The 23,881-nt window shown below is 51.1% G+C and carries 18 protein-coding genes and 1 pseudogene; 15 read left to right on the forward strand and 4 right to left on the reverse strand.

Features of this window, described 5'->3' with window-relative positions:
• Nucleotide 1 precedes the first annotated feature (1 nt).
• Both C3F13_15510 and C3F13_15515 read right to left on the reverse strand, forming a co-directional pair.
• Entirely contained in the window at nucleotides 2–619 is a 618-nt protein-coding gene (locus tag C3F13_15510; GenBank protein PWB50911.1) for a hypothetical protein, read from the reverse strand.
• A 57-nt stretch (nucleotides 620–676) separates the two neighbouring features.
• Nucleotides 677–1,600, reverse strand: coding sequence for a TIGR01777 family protein (locus C3F13_15515; protein PWB50912.1), 924 nt, complete (start codon nucleotides 1,598–1,600; stop codon nucleotides 677–679).
• 141 nt (nucleotides 1,601–1,741) lie between these two features.
• On the opposite strand from C3F13_15515, the gene C3F13_15520 reads away from it, so the two are divergent.
• From C3F13_15520 to C3F13_15530, 3 genes are read left to right on the forward strand one after another with little or no spacing between them, the layout of a single operon-like run.
• A complete protein-coding gene (locus C3F13_15520; GenBank protein ID PWB50913.1) occupies nucleotides 1,742–2,902 on the forward strand; it encodes an aminotransferase in 1,161 nt (386 codons plus the stop codon).
• Nucleotides 2,903–2,956: 54 nt separating this feature from the next.
• Nucleotides 2,957–3,664 carry a hypothetical protein gene (locus tag C3F13_15525; GenBank protein ID PWB50914.1) on the forward strand — a complete coding sequence of 236 codons (708 nt, stop codon included), beginning with the start codon at nucleotides 2,957–2,959 and terminating at the stop codon, nucleotides 3,662–3,664.
• Complete coding sequence (locus C3F13_15530; GenBank protein PWB50915.1) at nucleotides 3,627–5,486, forward strand: ferredoxin; 1,860 nt, start codon at nucleotides 3,627–3,629, stop codon at nucleotides 5,484–5,486. The genes C3F13_15525 and C3F13_15530 overlap by 38 nt, the downstream gene beginning before the upstream one ends.
• Here C3F13_15530 and C3F13_15535 read toward each other — a convergent pair.
• Complete coding sequence (locus C3F13_15535) at nucleotides 5,483–8,065, reverse strand: ATP-dependent helicase (protein ID PWB50916.1); 2,583 nt, start codon at nucleotides 8,063–8,065, stop codon at nucleotides 5,483–5,485. The genes C3F13_15530 and C3F13_15535 overlap by 4 nt on opposite strands.
• A gap of 60 nt (nucleotides 8,066–8,125) precedes the next feature.
• On the opposite strand from C3F13_15535, the gene C3F13_15540 reads away from it, so the two are divergent.
• The 12 genes and pseudogenes from C3F13_15540 to C3F13_15595 all read left to right on the forward strand — a co-directional run bounded on the left by C3F13_15540 (nucleotide 8,126) and on the right by C3F13_15595 (nucleotide 22,841).
• A complete protein-coding gene (locus tag C3F13_15540; protein PWB50917.1) occupies nucleotides 8,126–9,139 on the forward strand; it encodes an oxidoreductase in 1,014 nt (337 codons plus the stop codon).
• Between the two features lie 2 nt (nucleotides 9,140–9,141).
• Nucleotides 9,142–9,462 (forward strand): cupin domain-containing protein, encoded by a 321-nt coding sequence (locus tag C3F13_15545; GenBank protein ID PWB50918.1) that lies wholly within the window; start codon nucleotides 9,142–9,144, stop codon nucleotides 9,460–9,462.
• Nucleotides 9,459–10,469 carry a UDP-glucose 4-epimerase GalE gene (galE, locus tag C3F13_15550; GenBank protein PWB50919.1) on the forward strand — a complete coding sequence of 337 codons (1,011 nt, stop codon included), beginning with the start codon at nucleotides 9,459–9,461 and terminating at the stop codon, nucleotides 10,467–10,469. The genes C3F13_15545 and galE overlap by 4 nt, the downstream gene beginning before the upstream one ends.
• Nucleotides 10,470–10,529: 60 nt before the next feature.
• The gene (locus C3F13_15555) at nucleotides 10,530–10,973 is read left to right on the forward strand and encodes a cytochrome C (protein ID PWB50920.1); all 444 of its coding nucleotides are present in this window, start codon (nucleotides 10,530–10,532) and stop codon (nucleotides 10,971–10,973) included.
• Between the two features lie 11 nt (nucleotides 10,974–10,984).
• On the forward strand, nucleotides 10,985–12,496 hold the full coding sequence (gene glpK, locus C3F13_15560) for a glycerol kinase (protein PWB50921.1): 1,512 nt from the start codon (nucleotides 10,985–10,987) through the stop codon (nucleotides 12,494–12,496).
• 44 nt (nucleotides 12,497–12,540) lie between these two features.
• A pseudogene (gene glpA / locus C3F13_15565) lies at nucleotides 12,541–14,127 on the forward strand (anaerobic glycerol-3-phosphate dehydrogenase subunit A).
• Nucleotides 14,128–15,482: 1,355 nt separating this feature from the next.
• The gene (locus C3F13_15570) at nucleotides 15,483–16,781 is read left to right on the forward strand and encodes an anaerobic glycerol-3-phosphate dehydrogenase subunit C (protein ID PWB50922.1); all 1,299 of its coding nucleotides are present in this window, start codon (nucleotides 15,483–15,485) and stop codon (nucleotides 16,779–16,781) included.
• Nucleotides 16,782–16,796: 15 nt separating this feature from the next.
• On the forward strand, nucleotides 16,797–18,014 hold the full coding sequence (locus C3F13_15575; protein ID PWB50923.1) for a hypothetical protein: 1,218 nt from the start codon (nucleotides 16,797–16,799) through the stop codon (nucleotides 18,012–18,014).
• A gap of 50 nt (nucleotides 18,015–18,064) precedes the next feature.
• Nucleotides 18,065–19,375: an MFS transporter gene (locus C3F13_15580; GenBank protein ID PWB50924.1), complete on the forward strand. Its 1,311-nt coding sequence runs from the start codon at nucleotides 18,065–18,067 to the stop codon at nucleotides 19,373–19,375.
• Nucleotides 19,376–20,746 carry a 6-phospho-beta-glucosidase gene (locus C3F13_15585; protein PWB50925.1) on the forward strand — a complete coding sequence of 457 codons (1,371 nt, stop codon included), beginning with the start codon at nucleotides 19,376–19,378 and terminating at the stop codon, nucleotides 20,744–20,746.
• Nucleotides 20,747–21,739, forward strand: coding sequence for a hypothetical protein (locus C3F13_15590; protein PWB50926.1), 993 nt, complete (start codon nucleotides 20,747–20,749; stop codon nucleotides 21,737–21,739).
• On the forward strand, nucleotides 21,720–22,841 hold the full coding sequence (locus C3F13_15595; protein ID PWB50927.1) for a hypothetical protein: 1,122 nt from the start codon (nucleotides 21,720–21,722) through the stop codon (nucleotides 22,839–22,841). The genes C3F13_15590 and C3F13_15595 overlap by 20 nt, the downstream gene beginning before the upstream one ends.
• A 14-nt stretch (nucleotides 22,842–22,855) precedes the next feature.
• Here C3F13_15595 and C3F13_15600 read toward each other — a convergent pair whose 3' ends face one another.
• A complete protein-coding gene (locus tag C3F13_15600; GenBank protein ID PWB50989.1) occupies nucleotides 22,856–23,842 on the reverse strand; it encodes a peptide ABC transporter substrate-binding protein in 987 nt (328 codons plus the stop codon).
• Between the last annotated feature and the right edge of the window lie 39 nt (nucleotides 23,843–23,881).

A 23,881-nucleotide genomic window follows, 5' to 3' on the forward strand; every position in this document is an offset into this window, starting at 1 on the left:
GTCAAAGCTCAATCACGCGATACCCGAATGCGTTGATCACCCGGGTTTTCCCAAGATTTGTTTCGGTAACTGCGTCCGGGCGATAAACATGGATATGGCCATGAAGATGGTAATCGGGCTGGAAGGTATTAACCAGCCAGCGAAAAGCGTGAATCCCTTGATGGGTTAAATCTTGTCCATCGTGTATTCCACGCGGGGGTGTATGGGAAACAAATACATTCAAGTATTTCCCATATTTGGCTCTGTTCATCAATAGAGACGGGATAATCCGAAAACAATTTAACCACATTTCCGATTGCGAGTATTGGTAGGCACCATTGTTATAACATAAGCTGCCCTCCACACCTGCAAATGAGCAACCTCTATACAGGAGTACTTTACAATGGATGTCCTGTGCGCCAATGGTATGATGGTCCCCTTGAGCTTCTACTTCTTCAGGGAAGGAATGATTTCCGCGCACGTGAAGTAGTGGTTTATCCAATGTGCTGACCAGGTATTCAAGGTAGTATGCAGGAAGATCGCCACAACTGATGATCAGATCAACATCTGCAAAGACAACGCGGATTTGTGGGCTATATAGCCAATCGATCACCACATCACTGACCACCAGGATTTTCATCGTGTTATCAGATACTCACCAACATAGGCTAACACACCTGTTTATTACTCGACCTGTCTAATTTCCCAATAAATCTGCCAGTGCATCGGCAAGGAATGGGAATTTAAATTGGTAACCAAGCTCCAACAACCTCTTCGGAACCACCCTGTCACCTTCCAATACCATGGATGCGACTTCTCCCAAGGCAAGCTTCATGGCTGTAGCCGGCACAGGGAAATAATGTGGCCGCTTCAATACTTTACCTAACGTCCTACCGAACTCATCGTTGCTCAAGGGGGAAGGAGAGGTCAGGTTATAGACACCTTGAGCATCATTATGCATAATTAAATACCGAATTGCTTCGATCTCATCCTTGATGTGTATCCATGAATACACCTGCTTTCCGCTACCCATCCGGCCTCCCACCCATAATTTGTATGGCAGCATAAGCAGCGGTAGTGCTCCACCTCGTTTCGAGAGGACAATGCCATTGCGGGTCACAATCCTGCGTACGCCCATCGCCTCCACCGGCTTCGAGGAGGCTTCCCACTCAACACTCAATCTAGCCAAGAAATCATTGCCTGCTGGATCCTCCTCTGTGATGACTTTTGGCGATTCAGAGGCATAATAATCTATCCCTGAAGCTTGCACAAACACACTGGGTTTTCGCCTGGCTAATTCAATGGCCTTGGTGAGCACCTTGCCCGATTCAACCCGACTTTGTACCAATAGCTGCTTGCGTTTTTCCGTCCATCTTGTTGGAGGGAACCCCTTCCCAGACAGGTTCTCGCCAGTTAAGTTGATAATCACCTCACAATTGTCAACTTCTCGGGCCCACTCCTGCACAGTTTTACCATCCCAAGGGATGGCACCAATCCCAACCATCGCGGGTACTTTCGTTGGGTTACGGCTCAAGATCAGCACTTCGTCACCTGAGGCGACAAGCAGAGAGGCTAGCTCCCTTCCAATCAATCCACTTCCACCTGCCATCATGATGCGCATGATATTATCTCCTCCAGTATGATCACCGCCTGATAATATATCGTATTATGATATATTATCAGGGAATGATAACTTCATTGGATTTTTGTCCCATGATGATAAAATAAACTCCTGTAATGAACCGGTATTTGATATTATACGATGCTTAAAGAACAATTCCTGTTGGACCCGGCGGTAATTTTCCTCAACCATGGATCATTTGGTGCCTGCCCGCGCTTGGTGTTCGAAGCTTATCAAGCCTGGCAGAAAAAACTTGAAGAACAACCTGTACAATTCCTGGGTGTAGAGCTGGATGACAGGCTGCATCACGCCCGCCAGGTATTGGGTAAGTACGTGGGAGCACCGGTAAGCGATCTTGTTTTCATACCCAACGCCACACACGGAGTAAACATTGTCTCGCGGTCGCTAAACTTATCTCCGGGTGATGAAGTGCTCACCTCCGACCAGGAATATGGGGCATGTAATTTCGCCTGGGATTTTGTTTGCCAGAAAACTGGGGCAATCTACAAGCAGCAGCCCATCCGAACCCCCATCACCAATCCTGATGAAATTATCGACCAGTTTTGGCAAGGAGTGACAGACCGGACTAAAGTTATCTACACCAGCCATATTTGCTCACCGACTGCCCTGAGCTTTCCGGTTGGAGAAATTTGCCGACGTGCCCGTGAGGCAGGCATCCTCACGTTAATCGATGGTGCCCATGCTCCCGGCCAGGTACAGCTCAACCTGTCTTCACTTCAGGCAGATTTCTATACCGGCAACTGCCATAAATGGATGCTGGCTCCCAAGGGTGCCGGTTTTCTGTATGCCCGACCCGATGTTCAGAATATGCTCGAACCACTAGTCGTGAGTTGGGGTTACCAATCCAAATCGTCCTTACCTCGAGAATCTGCTTTCATCGATCTCTTCCAATGGACGGGAACGCGCGATCCAGCTGCCGCCCTTTCCGTCCCGGTTGCAATTGCCTTTATGCACGAACATCAGTGGGAGCAGGTCCAGCTGTGCTGCCATGAGCTGCTGAAAGATACCATGCAACGGATATCCAGCCTGACGGGCTACCCGCCTCTTTATCCTCTCGCATCTGATCTTTTTTATCAGATGGGTACCATACCCATCCCAAAAGTGCGCGATCTGAACGAGCTCAAGCAGGGGTTGCTCCATGAGCACCACATCGAGATTCCGACGATAGATTGGAACAACGCCCATTTCCTTCGCCTTTCTGTTCAGGGGTATAATTCGACATCCGATATGGACGCCCTGATAAACGCTTTAGCCGCTTTGCTGCCGGTTATGTTGGCATAATATTTATCGGGTTAACCATAAATACATGGAAGATGAAGGTGATTTGATATCCTTATGCCCATCCTAGACCAATGGGAAATCCCTCTGACTATCGATGATGTCCTCCAAGCCCAGGGCGCTGACCCTCAGGTGATACGGGCGCGCCGGCCAGCCTTGGTGACAGCCACAGAGCATGCCATTGAACGAAGTAATATCTTACTCGAGCCACGCATATTATTTGAAAAATTTCAGGTTAAACACCTGGTGCACGAGCGGTTGGAGTTGCTTGTGGAAAATCACACACCAGGCAAGGCTTATCTCTCTGGTGAGCTGGTAGTTCGCCATCTCGCTCGCGCTGAGGAAGTTGTCGTCATGGTCGCAACCATCGGTAACCAGCTGGACGATATGGTTTCAAGCTTGTTCAAGGTCGATCCAGTCATTGCAGTCGCCCTGGATGGAGTGGGGTCAGCGGCAGTCGAGAAACTGGCTATCCAGGCTGCGAATCATTTTGAGGCATCTGCACATAAAGACGGATTGAACACCACAATCCCATTAAACCCGGGCATGGTTGGCTGGCCGGTTGATCAAGGCCAACCGGAGATATTCTCGCTTCTCGACAGTCAGCTTATCCAGGTCGATCTGACCGATTCATGCATGATGTCACCCAATAAATCGCTATCCATGGTGCTCGGAATAGGCCGGGATGTGTCGCCGATCGGATCTTCCTGTGATTATTGCAGCCTGAATGGCGTATGTAGATATCAAAATCATTATGCCAGCTAAAACGCTATTCACGGTTAATTTTCAGCCTATCGGAAAACGTGTACAGGTTGATCCTGAGACCACGCTATTGGCAGCTGCTCAGGGTGCAGGGATCGATATCGCCTCGATTTGCGGAGGCGTTGGTATCTGTAATAGCTGCAAAGTACGCCTGGTTAGTGGCTTACTGAGTGCGCTAACGTTTGAAGAGGAAGCGATCTTTACCGACGAGGAGCTGTCCTCCGGGTTTCGCCTGGCTTGCCAAGCGTATGCTGAAAATGACCTGACCATTGAAATACCGCCAGAATCGCTCACTGCACCTCAAAGATTACAGATTGAAGGTCAAGGCCAGTCTGTATTAATTGAACCAGTGGTACGGTCAATAACAGTGTCCATCCCCGAACCATCAATTTCTGATTTAAGGTCGGATGCAACGAGATTAACCGATGTACTTTGTAGCGCAGGTGAAATTCCACCTTTTCACTTTGCTGCGCCTGTCCTGGACGAGCTATCACCTCTGCTTCGCAACCAGCAATGGCACACGAATGTGGTTATGCGCAACGACCAGATTATTGCCATCCTACCTCCATCACTACCTCTACTCGGTCTTGCTGTTGACGTCGGTACCACAAAATTAGCTGCCTATCTGTGTGACCTCACCACTGGCGCTGTGATTGCCAAGGCAGGTGCCATGAACCCGCAGACGGCCTTCGGTGAAGATGTCATCAGCCGCATCAGTTATTCCCATAACAATCCCAATGGCCGTAGCCTGCTGCAGCACAGGCTGGTAGAGACCCTTAACCAGCTCATTCAGGACCTATGCTTAAAAGCAGGCACTTTCAAAGCTCCAATTTTCCCCACTCAGATCATTGAAGCTGTGGTGGTCGGCAATACCGCTATGCACCACCTGTTTGCTGGGCTGCCCGTACACCAGCTCGGTATTGCCCCATACGTGCCTGCCGTTAGTGAGGCCCTCGAAATCGAGGCTGTCAGGATCGGTCTAGCTATCGCCCCAGGGGCAAAGATCTACCTGCCTCCCAATATTGCCGGGTATGTTGGTGCAGATCATGTGTCAATGTTACTGGCGACGGGGGTCTGGTCATCCACAAAGACTGCCATCGCCCTGGATATTGGCACGAACACAGAGATTTCACTTGTTCATAACAACCAGATCCTGGCTTGTTCGTGTGCATCCGGTCCAGCATTTGAAGGAGCGCATATCGGATCAGGGATGCGTGCTGCACCTGGTGCGGTCGAACGCGTCCAGGTGATCCAGGGTGATGTACGAACTCAGACCATCGATGGTCTTCCAGCAGTGGGCATCTGCGGCTCAGGCATCCTGGATGCCCTGGCCTGCATGCTTCAAATTGGTGCCATGGACCAGCGTGGGTCGTTTACACGCAGCCACCCACTGGTTCGCCAAACAGGGAACACACCTGAATTCCTGCTGGTTGATAAATCACAGACCGGCACCGGCCAAGACCTGACCATCTCCCGTAAGGATGTCAATGAGATTCAACTGGCAAAGGGTGCTATCCGGGCGGGCGTTGAGGTCTTGCTGGAAGTGGCAGGTATCCCCGCGGAGGCACTGGAGGAATTCATCATTGCAGGTGCCTTCGGTACCTATATCAACGTACCCAGCGCGATCCAGATTGGGATGTTCCCCTCCCTGCCGCTTGAGCGTTTTAACCAAGTAGGGAATGCTGCGGGTGAAGGAGCGCGCCAAATGCTGCTTTCAACTTCTCAGCGCAAAACCGCCCAGGAGGTTGCCAGGCGGGTGAAGTACGTTGAGCTATCCAATTACCCTGGTTTCACGAACATTTTCTCAAGATCGTTGTTCTTCTAACCTCGGTCGGCCAGTACTTTTAACAAAGCCAGCGCTTCCCGCTTGCCGCCGTACCCCACCTCACCCCCAGGCCCTACGCAGGATGGGCAGCCATCTTCACAGGCACAGGCTTCCACCAACTCGCATCCCCGCAGCATCAGCTCAGCATGGATTTCGTACAATCTTTCGGATAAGCCAATCCCACCTGGGATCTTGTCATAGAGGATGACAGCAGGCTTACCTTCCGCGAGTGATGATTGCGGGTCAGAGTGGATCCCCAGGTCGCCAATGTCGCACATCAGGAAGAGAGGTGCCAGGTTACCCAGGGTGAAGGCCAGGCCAGCCAGGCCACTACGCACTCGCACGGCAGTCTCAATTTTCCGGTGGCAGGAATTACAAACCGTGATCAGGTTAGCCAGTTGGTTGGCTTGTTCAGCAGTGTCGAACATGCGGAATGGAACCTTGTGATGGATATGATGCGCCTTGTCACCTTCTGGTAAACCGCATACCTGGCACCTGAATCCATCCCTGGCCCGGGCCAGGTCGCGCATTTTAGGCCATGAAGGTCCATAGTCATTCGGAGCATTTGACCACAATCCCTCGTCTTTTAGCTTATCGACCGTTGCATCCGCTAACGCCAACCAATACCCCGTAGTCAATAATTCAGTGGGCGGCAGATCCAGGCTCTCAAGACCCAACGTTTCATTGGTATGCCACCTGATCTTCCTGAAACCAATCACTTGAGAAGTTACCTGCACATCCCCGTATGCTTTACTCCCTCCAGGCACGCCGGTTTCGTACTTTTTTTCCACCTGCTGGACGATATCTTCACGGCGAGGCTCGGTATAGTAATCCACGCTACTTGGCTGCAGGGTGGCAATATGCTGCCCCAGGTCAAGGTCTTTCACCAGGTAGGTTGTTCCTTCGTGCATGTAGACTGCGCCAGGATGCACCATCCAATACGAGCTGGCAGTATCCACTTCACCAATCGTCAGGGAGGCATTTTCATCGCGGGTATTTCCCACAGGTGCTTGTAATAAAACTGTATCAGTGGAAGCGCTGCGTAAAGACACATTCTGAGCTGGGTATTTATCAGCCATCCAAAAAAACTTGTTCCCTGAGCGGTGGAGCACGCCTTCACCTTGTAGAAAATCCATCAGCTCCTGCATCTCAGATGGTCGGATAGAGCCAAATACTTCGTCGGATGTGAACGGTAGCTCGAATGCAGCACACCTTAAGTGTCCCAGCAGGATGAGCAAGTTATCTGGGTTGATCATGCCGTGCTCGGGTGACTGGCTAAAGAAATAATCAGGATGCTGTGCCAGGTATTGATCCAACGGATTTGGGGATGCAATCAACACCGCCAAAGAAGGCTTATCCCCTCGTCCAGCCCGACCGGCTTGCTGCCAGGTTGCTGCAATTGTCCCTGGATAGCCGACCAGCAGTGACGCCTCCATACCACCAATATCGATGCCGAGCTCCAGGGCGTTGGTAGCGACGACCACCCGTACATCACCCTTGCGCAGTCCCTCTTCAATCGCCCTGCGTTGCCCAGGCAGGTAGCCAGAGCGATACCCCCGGATAATACCTTCTTCATCTACCTCTTTCCCAGTGATAGGCGATTTTATACCCCGGGCTTGTTCACGCAGGTAGGTCAGGATGATTTCCACTGTCCGACGGGCTCGACTGAAGACGATGGTTTGTAAATTGTGGCTCAATAAGTCATCCGCCAGGCTGACCCCTGATTGGATGGCACTCTTGCGCAATCCCAGGCTTTTATCGAGAATGGGAGGGTTATAAATCAGGAAGTGTTTTTCCCCTTTGCCTGCCCCATCATTGTCAATCAAGGTCACCGGCTCATCAATCATCCGCCGACCCAGATCATCCGGGTTGCCAATCGTCGCTGAAGTCAGGATGAATTGGGGAGTGGCGCCGTAAAATTTAGCCACCCGCTTCAATCGGCGGATCACATTCGCCACGTGCGAGCCGAATACCCCGCGGTAGCTATGGACTTCATCAATCACTACAAACCGCAGGCCATGAAAAAATTGCGCCCATCCGGTGTGGTGCGGAAGAATACCGGTATGCAGCATGTCTGGGTTGGTTAGTACGAGACGTGCCTGGCTACGGATGGTAGACCGTGCATGGACAGGGGTATCGCCATCATAAATCGCACATTTCAGACTATTTACTGCTTCTATACTTTCGTTATTCGCCTGGATTTGAGACGATAACGCTTGAAGAACGGTCAGCTGATCCTGAGCCAGTGCCTTGGTTGGGAATATATAAAGAGCGGTTGCTTCTTTATCCTTAACAAAATGATCAAGTACCGCCAGGTTATAACACAAGGTCTTCCCGCTGGCAGTTCCTGTGACAATGACGATATTTTCTCCATCATTAATCGCAAAATAAGACGACGTCTGATGTGTATATAATGACCGATACCCACGACTTTCTAATGCTCTTCTTAGCGCTGGGTGGACGCCCTCCGGAATTGGAGCAAAGCTGGCAATTTTTCTCGGTAGGCGGCGCCATTCAATCAGGTTCGGTCCCACTTGCGGATCGGATCTCCAGTGGGCTAATAATGCTGAGAGTGTCATAATCTATTATTATACTCACAAGGAAGTGAAAGCCGTATTGGGCGGGTATAATTATGCTTGATGGCAGCTCACTCTCGTCTGCATTGGGGTCTCCTTGGTACAGGCCGGATCAATCGGGCAGTGATCCCACCCATCCGCTCATCAAACAGGAGTGCTTTGCTGGCAGTCGCCAGCCGAACCCAGGAAAGAGCCGCTGCCTATGCATCCGAATGGGGCATTCCCCGCTACCATGCTAGTTATGAAGCCCTTTTGCAAGACCATGAAATCGATGTGGTGTACATCTCGTTACCCAATAGCCTGCACGCAGAATGGTCAATTCGGGCGATGCAGTCAGGCAAGCATGTATTATGTGAGAAGCCGCTTACCACCAGCACCATCGATATGGATAAGGTGATCAAGACCGCACAATTAACCGGGATGGTGATTGCCGAAGCATACATGTATCGCCACCATCCCCAGACCCTGTTGGTCAAAATGATGCTCGACCAGGGTGATATTGGCAGCGTTCAGCTGATCCGAGGCTCATTCAGCTATACCAATACTCGCCCATCCGACCCGCGTTTTTCGCTGAATCTGGGCGGAGGTTGCTTATGGGATGTGGGCTGCTACCCGATCGGCTATGCCAGCTTTCTTACTGGGAAGCACCCTGAAGAAGTGTACGGCCAGCAGATCACCGGCCCAACCGGTGTAGACTTGTTTTTCGCAGGCCAGCTAATTTATCCAGACCAGATAACCTGCCAGTTTGATTGCAGCTTCATTTCGGAATACAAGGCCGAAATTGAGATCACAGGCACAAAAGGTCGCATCACTGTCCCGGAGCCATATAAACCAGGGACAAAAACCAGGATTATTCAAAAACTCTCCGGGCAAGAAAAAATCTTTAAAGTTAAGGGGCAAGAACTTTACCAGGGTGAAATAATAGACATCGAGGATGCGGTTTTGTTGGGCGAACTACCAAGGGTCAGTTTACAAGAAAGCCGGGGAATCATAAAAACCACCGAAGCGTTGTACCAATCAGCCCGGTTATCCACATATGTATCAATTCAAGAATTAACCAACCAGGAAAAATTTTAACGATGATAACTATAAATTCTGATGCTAATCCAGTTCAAGTGCTACCCGGGCTGACCCGCCGGACTCTAGCCACCGGGCAATCCATCATGATCTGCGAATTCACCTTTGATGCCCATATCGAGATTCCTGTGCATACTCATCCGCACGAACAAGTGGGCTATCTTGCGAAAGGCAGGATGGAAATGATCATCGATGGCAAAAAATACGAGCTTAAAATGGGTGATACTTACTGTGCTCTGCCGAATGTTCCCCATGGTGCATTCAGCCTGGAACCATCTGTGATGGTGGATACTTTCTGCCCTCCTCGGGAGGATTACCGATGAATATTCTCGTGACTGGAGGGGCAGGCTACATCGGCAGCCACACCTGCGTGGAGCTTCTGAATGCTGGCTATCAGGTCACCGTGGTGGACAACCTTTCCAACAGCAAGGAAGAATCGTTACATCGCGTTCAAGAGCTGGCTGGCAAGAAGTTATCCTTCCATAAAGTAGACATCCGTGACCGTGAAGGTTTAACGTCCATATTAAAGACTTATCCGGTTCATGCAGTAATCCACTTCGCTGGGTTTAAGGCAGTTGGGGAATCGGTCACTATCCCATTGAGCTATTATGATAATAATATAACGGGAACCCTGGTCTTATTAGAGGTTATGAAGGAAGCTGCCGTCAAAAATATTGTTTTTAGCTCTTCTTCAACTGTTTATGGCTATTCTAACAATGTTCCTTTCAAGGAATATTACCCCTTGGGTGCCATCAATCCCTATGGACGCACGAAGCTTATGATTGAAGAAATCATGCGCGATCTGCATGCCGCCGAGCCAGAGTGGAACATTGCCTTGCTCCGCTATTTCAACCCCGTGGGGGCACACCCCAGTGGCCGAATTGGCGAAGACCCAAACGGGATTCCCAATAACCTGATGCCATATGTGGCCCAGGTGGCAGTCGGCAGGCATCCATATGTGCGGGTGTGGGGCAACGATTATCCTACCCTGGATGGCACCGGCGTCAGGGATTATATCCATGTCATGGACCTGGCTACTGGTCATATCAAAGCCCTTGAGAGACTGGATGAAAATCCAGGATTGGTAACCTACAATCTTGGCACCGGCCGCGGCTACAGCGTGCTGGAGGTGATCAAGGCTTTTGAAAAAGCATGCGGACATAATATCCCGTACCAGATCATGGAACGTCGCTCCGGTGATGCAGCTATCTCATATTGTGATCCTTCGCGCGCAAGGACTGAGCTGAATTGGATTGCCCAACGCGGCCTGGATGATATGTGCCGGGATGCCTGGCGCTGGCAGTCTCAGAATCCGGAAGGTTATGCCTGATCAAGTCTGCTCGACGACACTAGCATTAAGCAGAAGCTGCCACACAAGAAAGGACAGGATATGGCAAAGAAAACCAGGAACATCATTTTGGCGATCATCATTATTGGTGTGGCCCTTTTTGTGATCATCCAGCTGGTACCTTACGGCAAGGATCATGCGAATCCTCTCGTGGTCAGTGAACCGAATTGGGACAGCCAGCAAACCCACGACCTGGCCAGGCGTGCCTGCTTTGATTGCCACAGCAACGAGACGATTTGGCCCTGGTACTCAAATATTGCCCCAGTATCTTGGCTAGTCTATCATGATGTAGAAGAAGGGAGAAACCGGTTTAATTTATCTGATTGGCAGAATTCTTCTCCACCCGATGCAGGTGAATTCTCAGAAGTGATTTCTGAAAGCGAGATGCCGCCCTTCCAATATCTGCTCATGCATTCATCTGCCAAGCTGAGCGCGGTTGAAAAAGAACAGCTAATCACCGGTCTCCAAAAATCCCTCGGTAAATGATACGTCAAAGTATGAAAAAGTATATTGCTGCCATCGACCAGGGGACTACCAGCACGCGTTGCATCCTCTTTGATCATGCTGGGCTTATCGTACATGCTGCACAGCGTGAGCACCAGCAGATCTACCCCCAACCTGGCTGGGTCGAGCATGACCCATGCGAAATTTGGGAGCGTACCTGCCAGGTTATCCAGGAAGTCCTGGCTGTCAGCAAGGTGCAGCCGAGCGAGATTGAAGCTATCGGGGTGACCAACCAGCGCGAGACCACCCTGGTGTGGGACCGGCTGACTGGGAAACCTCTATCCAACGCCATCGTCTGGCAGGACACCCGCACGAAAGAAATCTGTGATCAGCTTGCTGCAGATGGAGGGCAGGACAGGTTCAGATCCCGTGTGGGATTGCCACTCACCACCTACTTCTCCGGTCCAAAACTCCGTTGGCTGCTGGATCATGTTCACGGCCTGCGTCAAGCTGCGGAGCAAGGTCAGGCGTTGTTTGGCAACATCGACACCTGGCTGATCTGGTGGCTGACCGGCGGTCCGGATGGTGGCGTGCATGTGACCGATGTGACCAATGCAAGCCGTACCATGCTAATGAACCTGGCAACCATTGATTGGGATGACGAAGTCCTGCAGGTAATCAAGATTCCCAAAAAGATGTTACCCAATATTCGAGCCTCCAGCCATGACTCAGCCTACGGGGTTGCCTCCAGCACAGGCCCATTCCAGGCAAATATTCCCATCTGTGGTGACCTGGGGGACCAGCAAGCAGCCATGATTGGCCAGGCTTGTTTCAGCCCTGGTGAAGCGAAAAACACCTACGGAACGGGTTGTTTTATGTTAATGAACACTGGGGCTCACCCGGTCCAATCTCAAAAAGGGTTATTAACCACACTGGCATATCGATTTGGTCAAAATCCTCCCACCTACGCCTTGGAAGGTTCCGTAGCCATCACTGGGGCGTTGGTCCAGTGGATGCGCGATAACCTGGGTTTGATTCAAAAGTCAGCGGATATTGAAATCCTGGCCAGATCGGTTGAAGATAGTGGCGGGATCTATTTTGTACCGGCATTTTCCGGATTATACGCGCCCTACTGGCGGTCAGATGCCAGGGGAGTGATCGTTGGCTTGACCCGATATATCAATAAAGGCCACCTGGCCAGGGCAGTCTTGGAAGCTACTGCCTACCAGAGCCGCGAGGTTTTGGAAGCGATGGAAGTAGATTCTGGGGTCAAGCTACGCAGCCTTAAAGTTGATGGCGGCATGGTAGGCAACGACTTGTTGATGCAATTTCAAGCTGATATCCTGGGTGTAGAGGTTGTCCGGCCTCAAGTAGCGGAAACGACAGCCCTGGGAGCTGCATACGCAGCCGGTTTAGCAGTTGATTTTTGGGATAGTCTTGACGATTTACGTGCTAATTGGCAGGTCAGTCATACCTGGGAACCGGCAATGGATGAAACCAAAAGAGCGGCTCTTTACAAAGGCTGGTTAAAAGCGATCCAGCGAACTTTTGATTGGGTAGAGTAGTCGATTCCTTTTACTTTGCACCATCCTAACTATGAGGTAATTCCATGCGGCAAATTCAGACAGATGTCCTGGTGATCGGTGGAGGTGCAACCGGCACTGGTGTCCTCCGCGATTTAGCCATGCGCGGCTTTCAGTGCGTGCTCATCGAACGCCGTGACCTGGCATATGGCACAACGGGGCGATACCATGGTTTGCTGCATAGCGGTGGGCGTTATGTGGTCAAAGACCCCCAAGCTGCCCGGGAGTGTATTGAAGAAAACCAAATCCTGCGCCGTATCATGCCACAATGCATCGAAGACACGGGTGGTTATTTCGTGCTGACACCCCAAGATGACCCTGCTTACGTTCCCTTATTCTTATTGGGCTGTAAAAACGCGGGTATTCCGGTCGAAGAAATCCCCATTCCTGAGATGCTGAAAACTGAGCCGTTAATGGATGCTCATATCCAGCGTTGTTTCCGCGTGCCTGATGGGTCAGCCGATTCCTTCCTGGCTGCAGAGCTGAATGCCCAATCGGCGGTTGAATACGGCGCACAGCTGCTCTTATACCACGAATTTACCCGTCTACTTTTCAAAGAGAATTCATCAAATAGCTCCGTAATTATTGGAGCAGTTTGTCAGAACATTGTAAAAGACGAAGAAGTACAGATTTATGCCAGCCTGGTTGTCAATGCCTCCGGCGCCTGGGCAGGCAAGGTCGTGCAGACTGCCGGAGTCGAGCTGGTCATGGTCCCCGGAAAGGGCACCATGGTTGCATTAAACCATCGTGTGGTCAACACAGTCATCAATCGCTGCAAGCTGCCTGCCGATGGCGATATCCTTGTCCCTGCCCACACCGTGGCAGTCATGGGTACCACCGATATTAAGGTTACCGACCCTGATCACTATGCCATTGAACCCTGGGAAATTCGTTTGATGTTGGATGAAGGCGAAAAGATCATTCCTTGTTTCAAGCAATTCAGGATTCTTCGTGCATGGGCAGGTGTTCGTCCATTAGTCCAGACTTCAGGCACGACAAGTGATCGTGACATCAGCCGCGGTTTCGTCTTGCTTGATCATGCCACCCGCGATGGCATGGAAAACCTCGTGACCATCACGAGTGGAAAATGGACTACATACCGGAAAATGGCACAGGAGACGGTGAACCTGGTCTGCCAGAAGCTTAAAGTCGACCAACCCTGCCGGACACACCTCGAACCTCTCCCACCAAATAATGGACACCCCGCGTACCATCAGTCGGGGCATCGGCTGGAACAGATTGAGCATGAATATTCCTATGGTCAACTGATGTGTGAGTGTGAGCTAGTAAAGGTCGACGAAGTGCAACACTCGATTATCCAATCCAATGCCGCCACGCTGGATGATATCCGCCGGGATACCCGCCTAGGGATGGGTCCGTGCCAGGCAGCGTTTTGCTCATTGCGGGCAATGGGGATGCTACACACCCTGAGAAAGCCCCCCGTGGAAATGACCAACGTCTCCTTGCGCGATTTTCTCAATGAGCGTTGGAAGGGTAATCTACCGATCCTATTTGGCCAGCAGCTACGCCAGGCACGTTTCAATGAATATGTCTATATAAACGTACTCAATGCTGATCATCTACCCGGTGAAAGTGCATCGAAGCTGGCTGCGGAGACATATTCGGAATCCTTTACCCAGCCCACCGTGGTTGAGCCCAGTCTACCTCTGGAGGGTAACTATCCTCCTTCTACTCATCATTTACAGCCTCAGGATGTGCTCGTCATTGGCGCAGGTCTGGCTGGCCTTACTACCGCCTGGCAGCTTGGTGAACATGGAAAACACGCTAAGGTGATCACTCGGGGCTGGGGTGCTCATTACTGGGGAACTGGTTGCATCGATATCATTGGCTACGCACCGCCTGATTATCAGCTACGGATTGACTCCCCATCCAAATTCCTGGAAGAGTATTTAACGTCCAACCCTGATCACCCCTATGCACTGGCCGGATTGGCTGCCCTGGAAAATGCAGCCGATGCTTTCCTGGCGTTATGCCGGGAGGCTGGTTACCCGTACAGCGGTTCACTCGATAAGAATATCCTGCTCGCCACTTCCCTGGGTACTTTACGACCGACTTGCCTCGTCCCGGAGACGATGATGGCTGGTGATTGTTCAGAGAACACACCCATGTTGATTGTGGGGTTTGATAGGTTTTTTGATTTTTATCCTTCTCTTATCGCTGATAACCTGTCTTTCCAGGGGATCCTCGCTCAGGAGCTCGTTCTCGAGTTACCTTCGTTACGAAAACGCAAATTTGTTACCGCCATGGTTTTGGCGCGTTTATTTGATGACCCTGCCTTCTGCCAGGAAGTTAGCGATGCAATCAAGCCACGTTTAGGAAGTGCAGGTCGGGTTGGTTTCCCGGCTGTGCTGGGACTGAAGGATGCTCACACTGCGATTCAGCACCTGCAGGCTTCTCTTGGGGTACCGGTGTTCGAGATTCCCGGCATGCCTCCTTCGATTCCCGGCATCCGCTTACAAAATATCCTGGTATCTTCCATTGAGCAGCGCCATGGCGTTGTTTCAAACGGCATGCTTGCAACTGATTCTACTAATGACGGTACATCTATTTTATCGGTTCATACGGAAGCAGCTGCACGCCATGTCGATCACCTTGCCAAATCATATGTCCTCGCCACGGGCGGCTTCCTGGGTGGTGGAATAACCAGCACCAATAATGTCTATGCGCAAGAGCCCATCTTTAATTTACCCATCACTCCAAGCCCAGCCGAACATCCTTACCAAAACCAATTCATTTCACCCCCAGGCCATCCGCGCTTCCGTACCGGGATTCGCATCGATCACACGCTTCAGCCCACCGACCAGGCTGACCACCCACTCTATTCCAACCTCTACGCAGCTGGCTCACTTTTCCATGGATGCGATTCCGTGCGCGAGCGTAGCCTCGAAGGCATCGCACTGGCTACCGCATTTCGAGTCGCAGAAGTGATCTCGAAGGAACGTGAATCATGAGACTGCCTTCTTCGATCGACAACTGCGCTGGTAATACTACCTTTCAACGATCACCGGTCATTTCACTGGATCAATGCATCAAGTGCAACATATGCACCACGGCTTGCCCTGTATCGGCAGTGACCGACCTGTTCCCCAGTCCCAAGTATGAAGGCCCGCAAGCTGAACGCTTCCGTTTACCAAGCCAGTTATCACCTGATCAATCCGTGGATTATTGTACCGGTTGCCGGGTATGTAACATGGTCTGCCCGAATGGAGTGAAGATCGCCGAGTTGAATGCCCGGGCACGTGCCGCCATGGTGAAAAGCGGCAAGGTTCCCCTCCGATTGCGATTGCGGAATAACCTGGTTGCCCGGGCTGAGCTGCTTGGGAAGGTTGGCCTACCCATCGCTCCTGTTGCGAACACCCTGCTTTCCCTAAAACCTGCCCGCCAGTTCGCTGAATTTGCTCTCTCCATCCACCACGACGCACCCTTGCCTTCCTTTAGCAGGCACCGTTTCACGACCTGGTTTCACAAACGCCAAAACCCCCTGCGTTCAGCTAGAAAAGTTGTCTACTTCCACGGGTGTTCTACCCAATACTACGAGCCACGCGTCGGTAGGGCTGCCGTTCAGGTCTTGGAGCGCAACGGTTTTGAGGTTATCGTGCCAGCCCAAAACTGTTGCGGTCTTCCGCTGCTATCCAACGGGGAATTTCCCGCTGCCCGCAGGTATCTTCAGAGCAACGTCCGTCACCTGGTTGAGTATGCCCGCCAGGGGATACCGATTATCGGCACCTCGACGAGTTGTTCGCTGACCTTGAAAGAAGAAGCCCCAGAGCTGCTGGACATGCATGACGAAGACACCCGGCTGGTCGCAGAGAACACTTATGACTTCAATGAATTCATGTTATCTTTGTTGGATCAAGGTCTGCTCGATACCGACTTAAGTCCGATCCCCTATACCCTGGTTTACCATATCCCCTGTCAGTACCGTGGCCACCGCATCGGTAAACCTGGCCTGCCCTTGTTGGGCTTGATCCCCGGGCTAAACATCATCGATAGCCGCGCAGATTGCTGTGGCATCGCTGGCACGTACGGCTATAAAAAAGAAAAGTATGCCATATCAATGGATATCGGCCAACCACTATTCGATTTCATAACCCATTCCTACCCTGAGAGTCCGCTCGTAGTATGTGATAGTGAAACCTGCCGCTGGCAGATCACTCACGCCACCGGGAAACCGGCAATTCACCCGGTCGAGCTGCTGGCACAGTCTTACGGCATTGGTGCGATTACCGGTTTGATCACATCTTAATTTATCGGATATTTTGTGCACAACCCTTTTGCTTTATTAAAAGAATACCCACGCCAGTTCAGGCTGATGTTCTATGGCATGCTGATCAGCACGATTGGCTCATCCATGATATGGCCGTTCCTGATGATCTATGTCAAAGAACGCGTCCAGCTACCCCTCACCCAGGTTGCCAGCTTGATGACCTTCAATGCTATTGCCGGCATCATTGCATCATTGATCGCCGGGCCAATCACCGATCGGGTTGGGAGGAAATGGGTCATGGTCGTCAGCCTGGTCGGTAATGGCCTGGTGTACTTTTTCATGATCAATGCCCAAACCTATTTGCATTTCGCCCTGCTTCTATCGCTCAGTGGTACATTCAACCCACTCTACCGGGTAGGGGCAGATGCCATGCTAGCAGACCTTATCCCGGCTGAGAAACGCCCAGATGCTTATGCCTTGATCCGCCTCAGCAACAATGCCGGGATTGCCCTTGGACCAACCATCGGCGGATTCCTATCGTCAATCTCGTTTTCGATTACTTTTTACTGCGCAGGGGCAGGGATGATCGCCTACAGCCTTCTACTAGCCTTCCAGGCACATGAGACGTTGCCAGAACAAGCCGGGTTCACCGAAGATCTAGTAGGCATGTTTAGAGGTTACCTGCGAGTCCTGCGCGATGCGCACTTTTTATCCTTTATCGGTGCTTTTATCCTGGCCCAGATGTGCGCAGTGCTTATCTGGATATTGATGCCTGTCTATGCCAACAATAACTTTAATGTTCCAGAAAGCCTGTATGGGTTTATCCCCACCACCAATGCCTTGATGGTCGTATTCCTGCAGGTCTTCGTTACAAACCGCACCAAGCGCTATCAGCCTGCACCAGTGATGATGCTTGGTACTTTCTTTTACACGCTCGGTGTTGGCAGTGTCGCTTTCGGTCACTCGTTCATCGGTTTTTGGATCAGTATTGTGATCATGACCATCGGTGAGCTTATTTTGATGCCTACCGCCTCAACCTACGTGGCTTCCCTCGCGCCCCCCGATATGCGCGGTCGTTATATGAGCATCGCCGGTCTCACCTGGCCTGCCGCTGCCGGTATCGCCCCTCTCATGGGAGGTTATCTCAATGACAATATTGCTCCAGTTGCCATATGGTATGGTGGCTTTTTAGTCGGCATTGTCGGTATCCTTGGTTTTTATTTCCTTTCTAAACGACGACCAGCACCCCAGCCTTCTCTTGTTTCTGATTAATGGATATCTAGTAAAATTAACTACATAATCATTGTTGAGGAGAACAGAAAATGAAATCTTCATCAAGATACCGTTGGGTAGTGGTAGCAATCTTTTTCTTATTCACCCTTCTGCACCAGGCAGATAAGCTCCTGATCGGACCAATGACGGAGATTATCATCCAGGATTTCAATATCACGATGACCCAGATGGGTTTGGTTTCTACCGGCGCTTTGATCGTTGGTGCCATTTTTTATCCGATCTGGGGCTATTTATACGACCGCTTCGCCCGGCCAAAATTGCTGGCCTTAGCATCGTTTATCTGGGGTGCCACCACCTGGTTGAATGCCATCGCTCCTACGTATTCTGCTTTTCTGGTCACGCGCTCATCGACCGGTATCGACGATTCCAGCTATCCCGGCATGTACAGCCTGATATCTGATTATTTCGGTCCAAAACTACGCGGTAAGGTCTATGGTTTATTACAATTTACCCAACCCCTGGGATACCTTGTGGGCATGGTGCTTGGTCTGCTGCTGGCGGGTGTTATTGGTTGGAGAGGGGTATTCTATATCACTGGCTCATTAGGCGTGCTCATGGCGTTCGTAATCTTCTTCGGAGTCAAGGACGTTCCCCGCGGGCAAAGTGAACCCGAAATGGCCGGTGTTGAAATCCAGGGCCAGTATAAGTTCAGCTTGCGAACAGCCGGTAGACTGTTTACAAAACCCAGCCTGTTGATCCTGTTTATCCAGGGTTTTTTCGGCGTCTTCCCCTGGAACGCCATCACCATCTGGTTTTTCTATTATCTTGGCTCCGAACGGGGTTTTGACTCTAACACACAACTGATCGTAATGGTCATTGCGGTGCTTGTCCTGGCGATCGGTTATCCGATCGGTGGCACCTTGGGCGACTTCTTCTTCAAACGTGATCGGCGCGGTCGATTGTATGTATCCATGGTCGGTGTGCTCCTGGGAGCAATCTTCCTTTACTTTTGTCTGAACGTACCCAATGAAGATGTGCTCCTGTTCACCATCATGCTGGCTCTGACTGCCCTGTTCATGCCTTGGGCATCGCCGAACGTAATATCAACGGTTTACGATATCACCCTGCCAGAAGTTCGCAGTACTGCCCTTTCCATCCAATATTTGATTGAATCAGCCGGTGCAGCCACAGCACCATTGATTGTCGGCCTGATCGCTGACCAGTCTTCACTAAAAAATGCATTCTTGATCATCTGCATCGCCACCTGGGTATTGTGCGCTGGCTTCTTCGTAGTTACCTCCTTATTTATCCGCAAGGATATCAGCGTATTACGCGATGAGATGTCGCGCCGTGCTGAGCAGGAAAAAAGCCACCAGCCAGGCCTCGAGGAAGTCGCCTAAGTGAAGCTCGCCATCATCGGTGCAGGAGGGGTACGAACTCCCCTGCTCGTTCAATCAATCTTGAAACGACAGGCTCGCCTCGGTATCACCGAGCTTAGCCTGATGGATATTGACGCTGAGCGGCTGGAATTGATCGGAGCGCTCACATCACCCATTGAGGATTCGCCAGACACCAGGTTCCATATCACCCGTACCACTGATCCGTGTCTCGCCCTATCCGCTGCGGATTTCGTGATCACCACCTTCCGCGTAGGTGGAATCGAATCGCGTGTCATCGATGAGACGGTGCCGCTAAAGTACGGTGTTCTCGGCCAGGAGACTACTGGTCCGGGTGGTTTCGCCATGGGCCTTCGCTCGATTCCCGTGCTTTTGGATTACGTCAGGCTGATGCATGACGTCTGCCCAGGGGCATGGCTGATCAACTTCGCCAACCCATCTGGAATGCTCACCGAAGCAGTCATCCGTCACGGCAATTGGCCTCGCATCGTCGGCATTTGCGATGGGCCATCGAGTATCCACGAATTAATAGCTGCGGTATTGGGAAAAAGCCCTCAAGATGTTCACCCGGATTACTTCGGACTGAACCACCTCGGCTGGATTCACAGCATCACCACAGACAATCACGACCGTCTGCCAGAATTGATGGAATTAATCAAATCAATGGGCACCGTGCCGGGAATGCCATTTGATGCGGATTTCATCACCAGCCTGGGGATGATCCCAAATGAATATTGTTATTACTATTACTACAACAAACAGGCAGTCAACAATATCCTCCAGGCAGGTGAAAGCCGTGGCGAACAGGTTGCTCGAGAAAATCTCAAGTTATTCGCAGCATTGAAAGAAAAGCATCAGGCTCAGGATTTCGATGGGATGCAATCGCTTTACCATGAGTATCTGGAACGGCGGGGCAGCAGCTACATGGTAAAGGAGACCGGTAGGTCACATGACCTGTCATTTCTTCCGCCAAATATCCTCGCGCCGATCGGTTTGGAAGGATATGCCGGTGTAGCCCTAAATCTCATTGAAGCATTGAATAGTTCTGCACCGATGGTTCAAATAATTAATATTGCTAACCATGGTGCCATCCCCACACTCGATGACCAGGATGTCGTGGAAATACCAGTACTTGTCAGTACTGATCATATTCAACCGATGCCGGTTGGCAATATCCCGCCACATTGCATGGGCCTCATCCAGCAGGTCAAGGAATATGAGCATCTGACCATCCAGGCAGCAGTGGAAAATTCTTATTACAAAGCGCTCCTGGCTCTGACCATTCATCCCCTGGTGCGCGATTATTCTATCGCCAGGTTGATCCTGGATGAATATCTTGCCCAGCACCGATCGTATTTCCCGAGCTTGCACTAGATGGCCTATGATTTTGACGTAATCATCGCCGGGAGCTACTCTGCCGACTTGATATTCACTGGCATGCAGGGGTTGCCTCAGCTTGGCATGGATACGGTCGGTTCTGATTTTTTAATGACCCCTGGTGAAGCCTATATCTCAGCTGTCAGCATGCACCGGTTGGGAGTAAAGGTAGGCTGGGCTGCCGACTTTGGTAATGATGATTTCAGCTTGTTCGCGCTCAAATGTGCCCGTGAAGAAGGCCTGGACGAAACCTTGTTTATCCATCATGACCGACCCTACCGACGGATATCCGCGGCCGCTTCTTACCCGGAAGATCGCATGTTTATCACCTATTACGATCCTGATCCACAGGTCCCTGCAGTCATCCCAGCATTAGTCAAAAACCGTGCCAGGGTGCTATATCTCCCTGGCCTGTATACGGGAAAGCTGCTCAGTGCAGGTAAAAAATTGGTCAGCCGGAAGGGAATGCAATTAGTGATGGATGGAAACTCCTCGGTGGGAGATATCACTGGAAAATCACGCCAGAGCAGCCTGGTGAGGCAGGCTATCCGAAGTGCGGATATCTTCCTACCCAATGCGCTCGAAGCCCGGCGATTGACCGGGGATCAAGACCTGGCGATCGCTGCCTGGCGTCTTGCTGAGCATTGTAAGAACGTGATAATCAAGGATGGACCCAACGGTTCATTGGCGTATGTAGCTGGCCACATTTATACAATGCCAGCCATCCCCGTCAAGCCTGTGGATACCACTGGAGCAGGCGATAATTTTAGTGCTGGCTTTTTGTGTGCCTGGCTGAATGGGCAGCCTGTCGATACCTGTTTAAAATGGGGAAACATCACGGGGGGTCTCTCTACCACAGCCACAGGCGGCACATATCCGAAGATTACCCGCGATGATGTGCTTATATACCTGGAAAACTGGCCAGATAACTCCAGTGTCTCAACTGGTCACCGAAAACATGAGGAAAATTATGAAAATCGTGCACATTGACCCTGCCGATCGTTACCGGACTGAACAATTCATCGATCTCCCAAATAAGATCTATAGCGACACACCTCAATGGGTTCCACCCCTTGCCACAGACACCCGGCGGATTTTCGACACAAAAGGCAATCCATTTTTCCATCATTCTCGGGCTGCCTTTTTCCTGGCCCTGGCTGCTGATGGCTCAGCCGTCGCCCGCCTGGCAGTTTTGAATAACCATCACTACAATGATTTCAACCATGAGCAGACAGCTTTCTTTTATCATTTTGAATGTTTTTATCATCCGGAAGCTTCGAATATGTTGTTCGAAGCAGGTTTTGAGTGGGCCAGGAACGCTGGGTTGACCAAGATCATCGGCCCCCGGGGTTTTTCCTCGCTCGATGGGCTGGGCTTGCTGGTTAAAGGTTTCGAGCACCGGCCAGCATTCGGAATTCCGTATAACCAATCATATTACGCTGATTTGGTCGAAGCTGCCGGATTTACCACCGAATCGGATATCGTTTCAGGCTATCTTCCCAGCGATATGCAATTCCCCGAAAAGGTCCATAGGATATCTGAATTGGTGCAAAAACGCCGCGGGTTGAGTATCGCCAGGTATCACAGCCGTAGTGATCTACGTAAGCTGGTCCCACAGTTTAAAGACCTGTACAACGCGATGCTCGGCAGTCTCCCAGGGAATGTGCCTCTCACCGACCAGGAAGCAAAATCGATAGCCGAGCAGCTATTATGGTTTGCTGACCCACGTCTGATCAAAGTCATTATGAAGGATAATACCCCCATCGGCTTCTTGTTCGCCTATCCCGATATCTCAGAGGCTGTTCAGAAAACAAAAGGCCGGGTCTACCCGCTTGGCTGGATCAAGCTGCTGTTGGAAAAACGGCACACGAGTTGGGTGAATATCAACGGCGCTGGGATCCTGGAAGAATATCAGGGCTTGGGCGGCACGGCGATTTTATTTAGTGAAATGTATAAAAGTATCACCGAGGGTGGCTTCAAGCATGCAGAGATCGTCCAGATCGGTGCTGAAAACGAAAAGATGCAGCGTGAGCTGCGCGAAATGGGGATCGATTTCTACAAAACCCATCGCATGTATCAAAAATCTTTATAAGCTTGATATTGAGGTTAAGTTGCTTTGGCCAGGTGGCAGGCAACCCAATGGCCGGGCATGATCTCGCGCCATTCGGGGATCGCAAGCTTGCATTGTTCAACAGCAATGGGGCATCGAGGATGGAAACGGCAACCTGGGGGAGGATTGATTGGGCTGGGGATCTCGCCTTTCAGGATGATCCGCTGGCGCTGGCGGTCACGCTTGGGGTCAGGGATTGGAACGGATGACAGCAGTGCCTGAGTATATGGATGCAGCGGGTTCTCGTATAGCTCATTCCGCTCAGCCAGCTCAACGATAATACCCAGGTACATCACAGCCACCCGATCGCATATGTGGCGCACCATGCTCAAGTCGTGGGCAATGAAAAGGTAGGTCAGGTTGAACTCATCTTGAAGCTCTTCCAACAAGTTCACCACCTGGGCCTGGATGGATACGTCAAGGGCTGAGATTGGTTCGTCGCATACAATGAATTCAGGGCTGCAGGCTAGAGCACGGGCCACACCGATGCGTTGGCGTTGCCCACCAGAAAATTCATGGGGGAAACGGTTGATCAACCTGGGGCTCAGGCCAACTTTTAACATCAGCTCGTGCACTCGTTCATCGCGCTCATGCGTGCTGCCGAACAAATTATGCACACGTAAGGGCTCGCCGATAATGGCACTGACCGTCCAGCGTGGGTTGAGTGACGCATACGGATCCTGGAAGATCATCTGTGCCTTACGGCGTAGCAACTTGATGTGCGTTTTGTCCGCTTCTGCCAGTGAGATACCGCTGATAACTACTTTACCATCAGTAATGGGGTATAGCCCCAGGATGGTCCTCCCGGCAGTTGTTTTTCCACAACCACTCTCACCCACTAACCCCAGTGTTTCACCCCTGAGGATATCAAAAGTGATGCCATCCACAGCCTTAACAGAACCGGTTTCCTTTTCAATGATTAAACCCTGCCGAATCGGAAAATGCTTCTTAAGCTGCTTTACCTCTATCAGCGGCTGGTTCAGTTCAACTGGTGTTGGTGAGGGAAGTGCCAAAATCAATCT

The sequence above is a fragment of the Anaerolineales bacterium genome, from assembly GCA_003105035.1.
GTDB lineage: Bacteria > Chloroflexota > Anaerolineae > Anaerolineales > UBA4823 > FEB-25.

Bases quoted from the DNA above. Each gene is read 5' to 3' on its own strand.
- C3F13_15570 (PWB50922.1), top strand. From the start codon at position 15,483: ATGAGACTGCCTTCTTCGATCGACAACTGCGCTGGTAATACTACCTTT.
- C3F13_15520 (PWB50913.1), top strand. From the start codon at position 1,742: ATGCTTAAAGAACAATTCCTGTTGGACCCGGCGGTAATTTTCCTCAAC.
- C3F13_15595 (PWB50927.1), top strand. From the start codon at position 21,720: ATGAAAATCGTGCACATTGACCCTGCCGATCGTTACCGGACTGAACAA.
- galE (PWB50919.1), top strand. From the start codon at position 9,459: ATGAATATTCTCGTGACTGGAGGGGCAGGCTACATCGGCAGCCACACC.
- C3F13_15530 (PWB50915.1), top strand. From the start codon at position 3,627: ATGGCGTATGTAGATATCAAAATCATTATGCCAGCTAAAACGCTATTC.
- C3F13_15555 (PWB50920.1), top strand. From the start codon at position 10,530: ATGGCAAAGAAAACCAGGAACATCATTTTGGCGATCATCATTATTGGT.
- C3F13_15510 (PWB50911.1), bottom strand. From the start codon at position 619: ATGAAAATCCTGGTGGTCAGTGATGTGGTGATCGATTGGCTATATAGC.
- C3F13_15525 (PWB50914.1), top strand. From the start codon at position 2,957: ATGCCCATCCTAGACCAATGGGAAATCCCTCTGACTATCGATGATGTC.
- glpK (PWB50921.1), top strand. From the start codon at position 10,985: ATGAAAAAGTATATTGCTGCCATCGACCAGGGGACTACCAGCACGCGT.
- C3F13_15580 (PWB50924.1), top strand. From the start codon at position 18,065: ATGAAATCTTCATCAAGATACCGTTGGGTAGTGGTAGCAATCTTTTTC.
- C3F13_15515 (PWB50912.1), bottom strand. From the start codon at position 1,600: ATGCGCATCATGATGGCAGGTGGAAGTGGATTGATTGGAAGGGAGCTA.
- C3F13_15540 (PWB50917.1), top strand. From the start codon at position 8,126: ATGGCAGCTCACTCTCGTCTGCATTGGGGTCTCCTTGGTACAGGCCGG.
- C3F13_15545 (PWB50918.1), top strand. From the start codon at position 9,142: ATGATAACTATAAATTCTGATGCTAATCCAGTTCAAGTGCTACCCGGG.
- C3F13_15535 (PWB50916.1), bottom strand. From the start codon at position 8,065: ATGACACTCTCAGCATTATTAGCCCACTGGAGATCCGATCCGCAAGTG.
- C3F13_15590 (PWB50926.1), top strand. From the start codon at position 20,747: ATGGCCTATGATTTTGACGTAATCATCGCCGGGAGCTACTCTGCCGAC.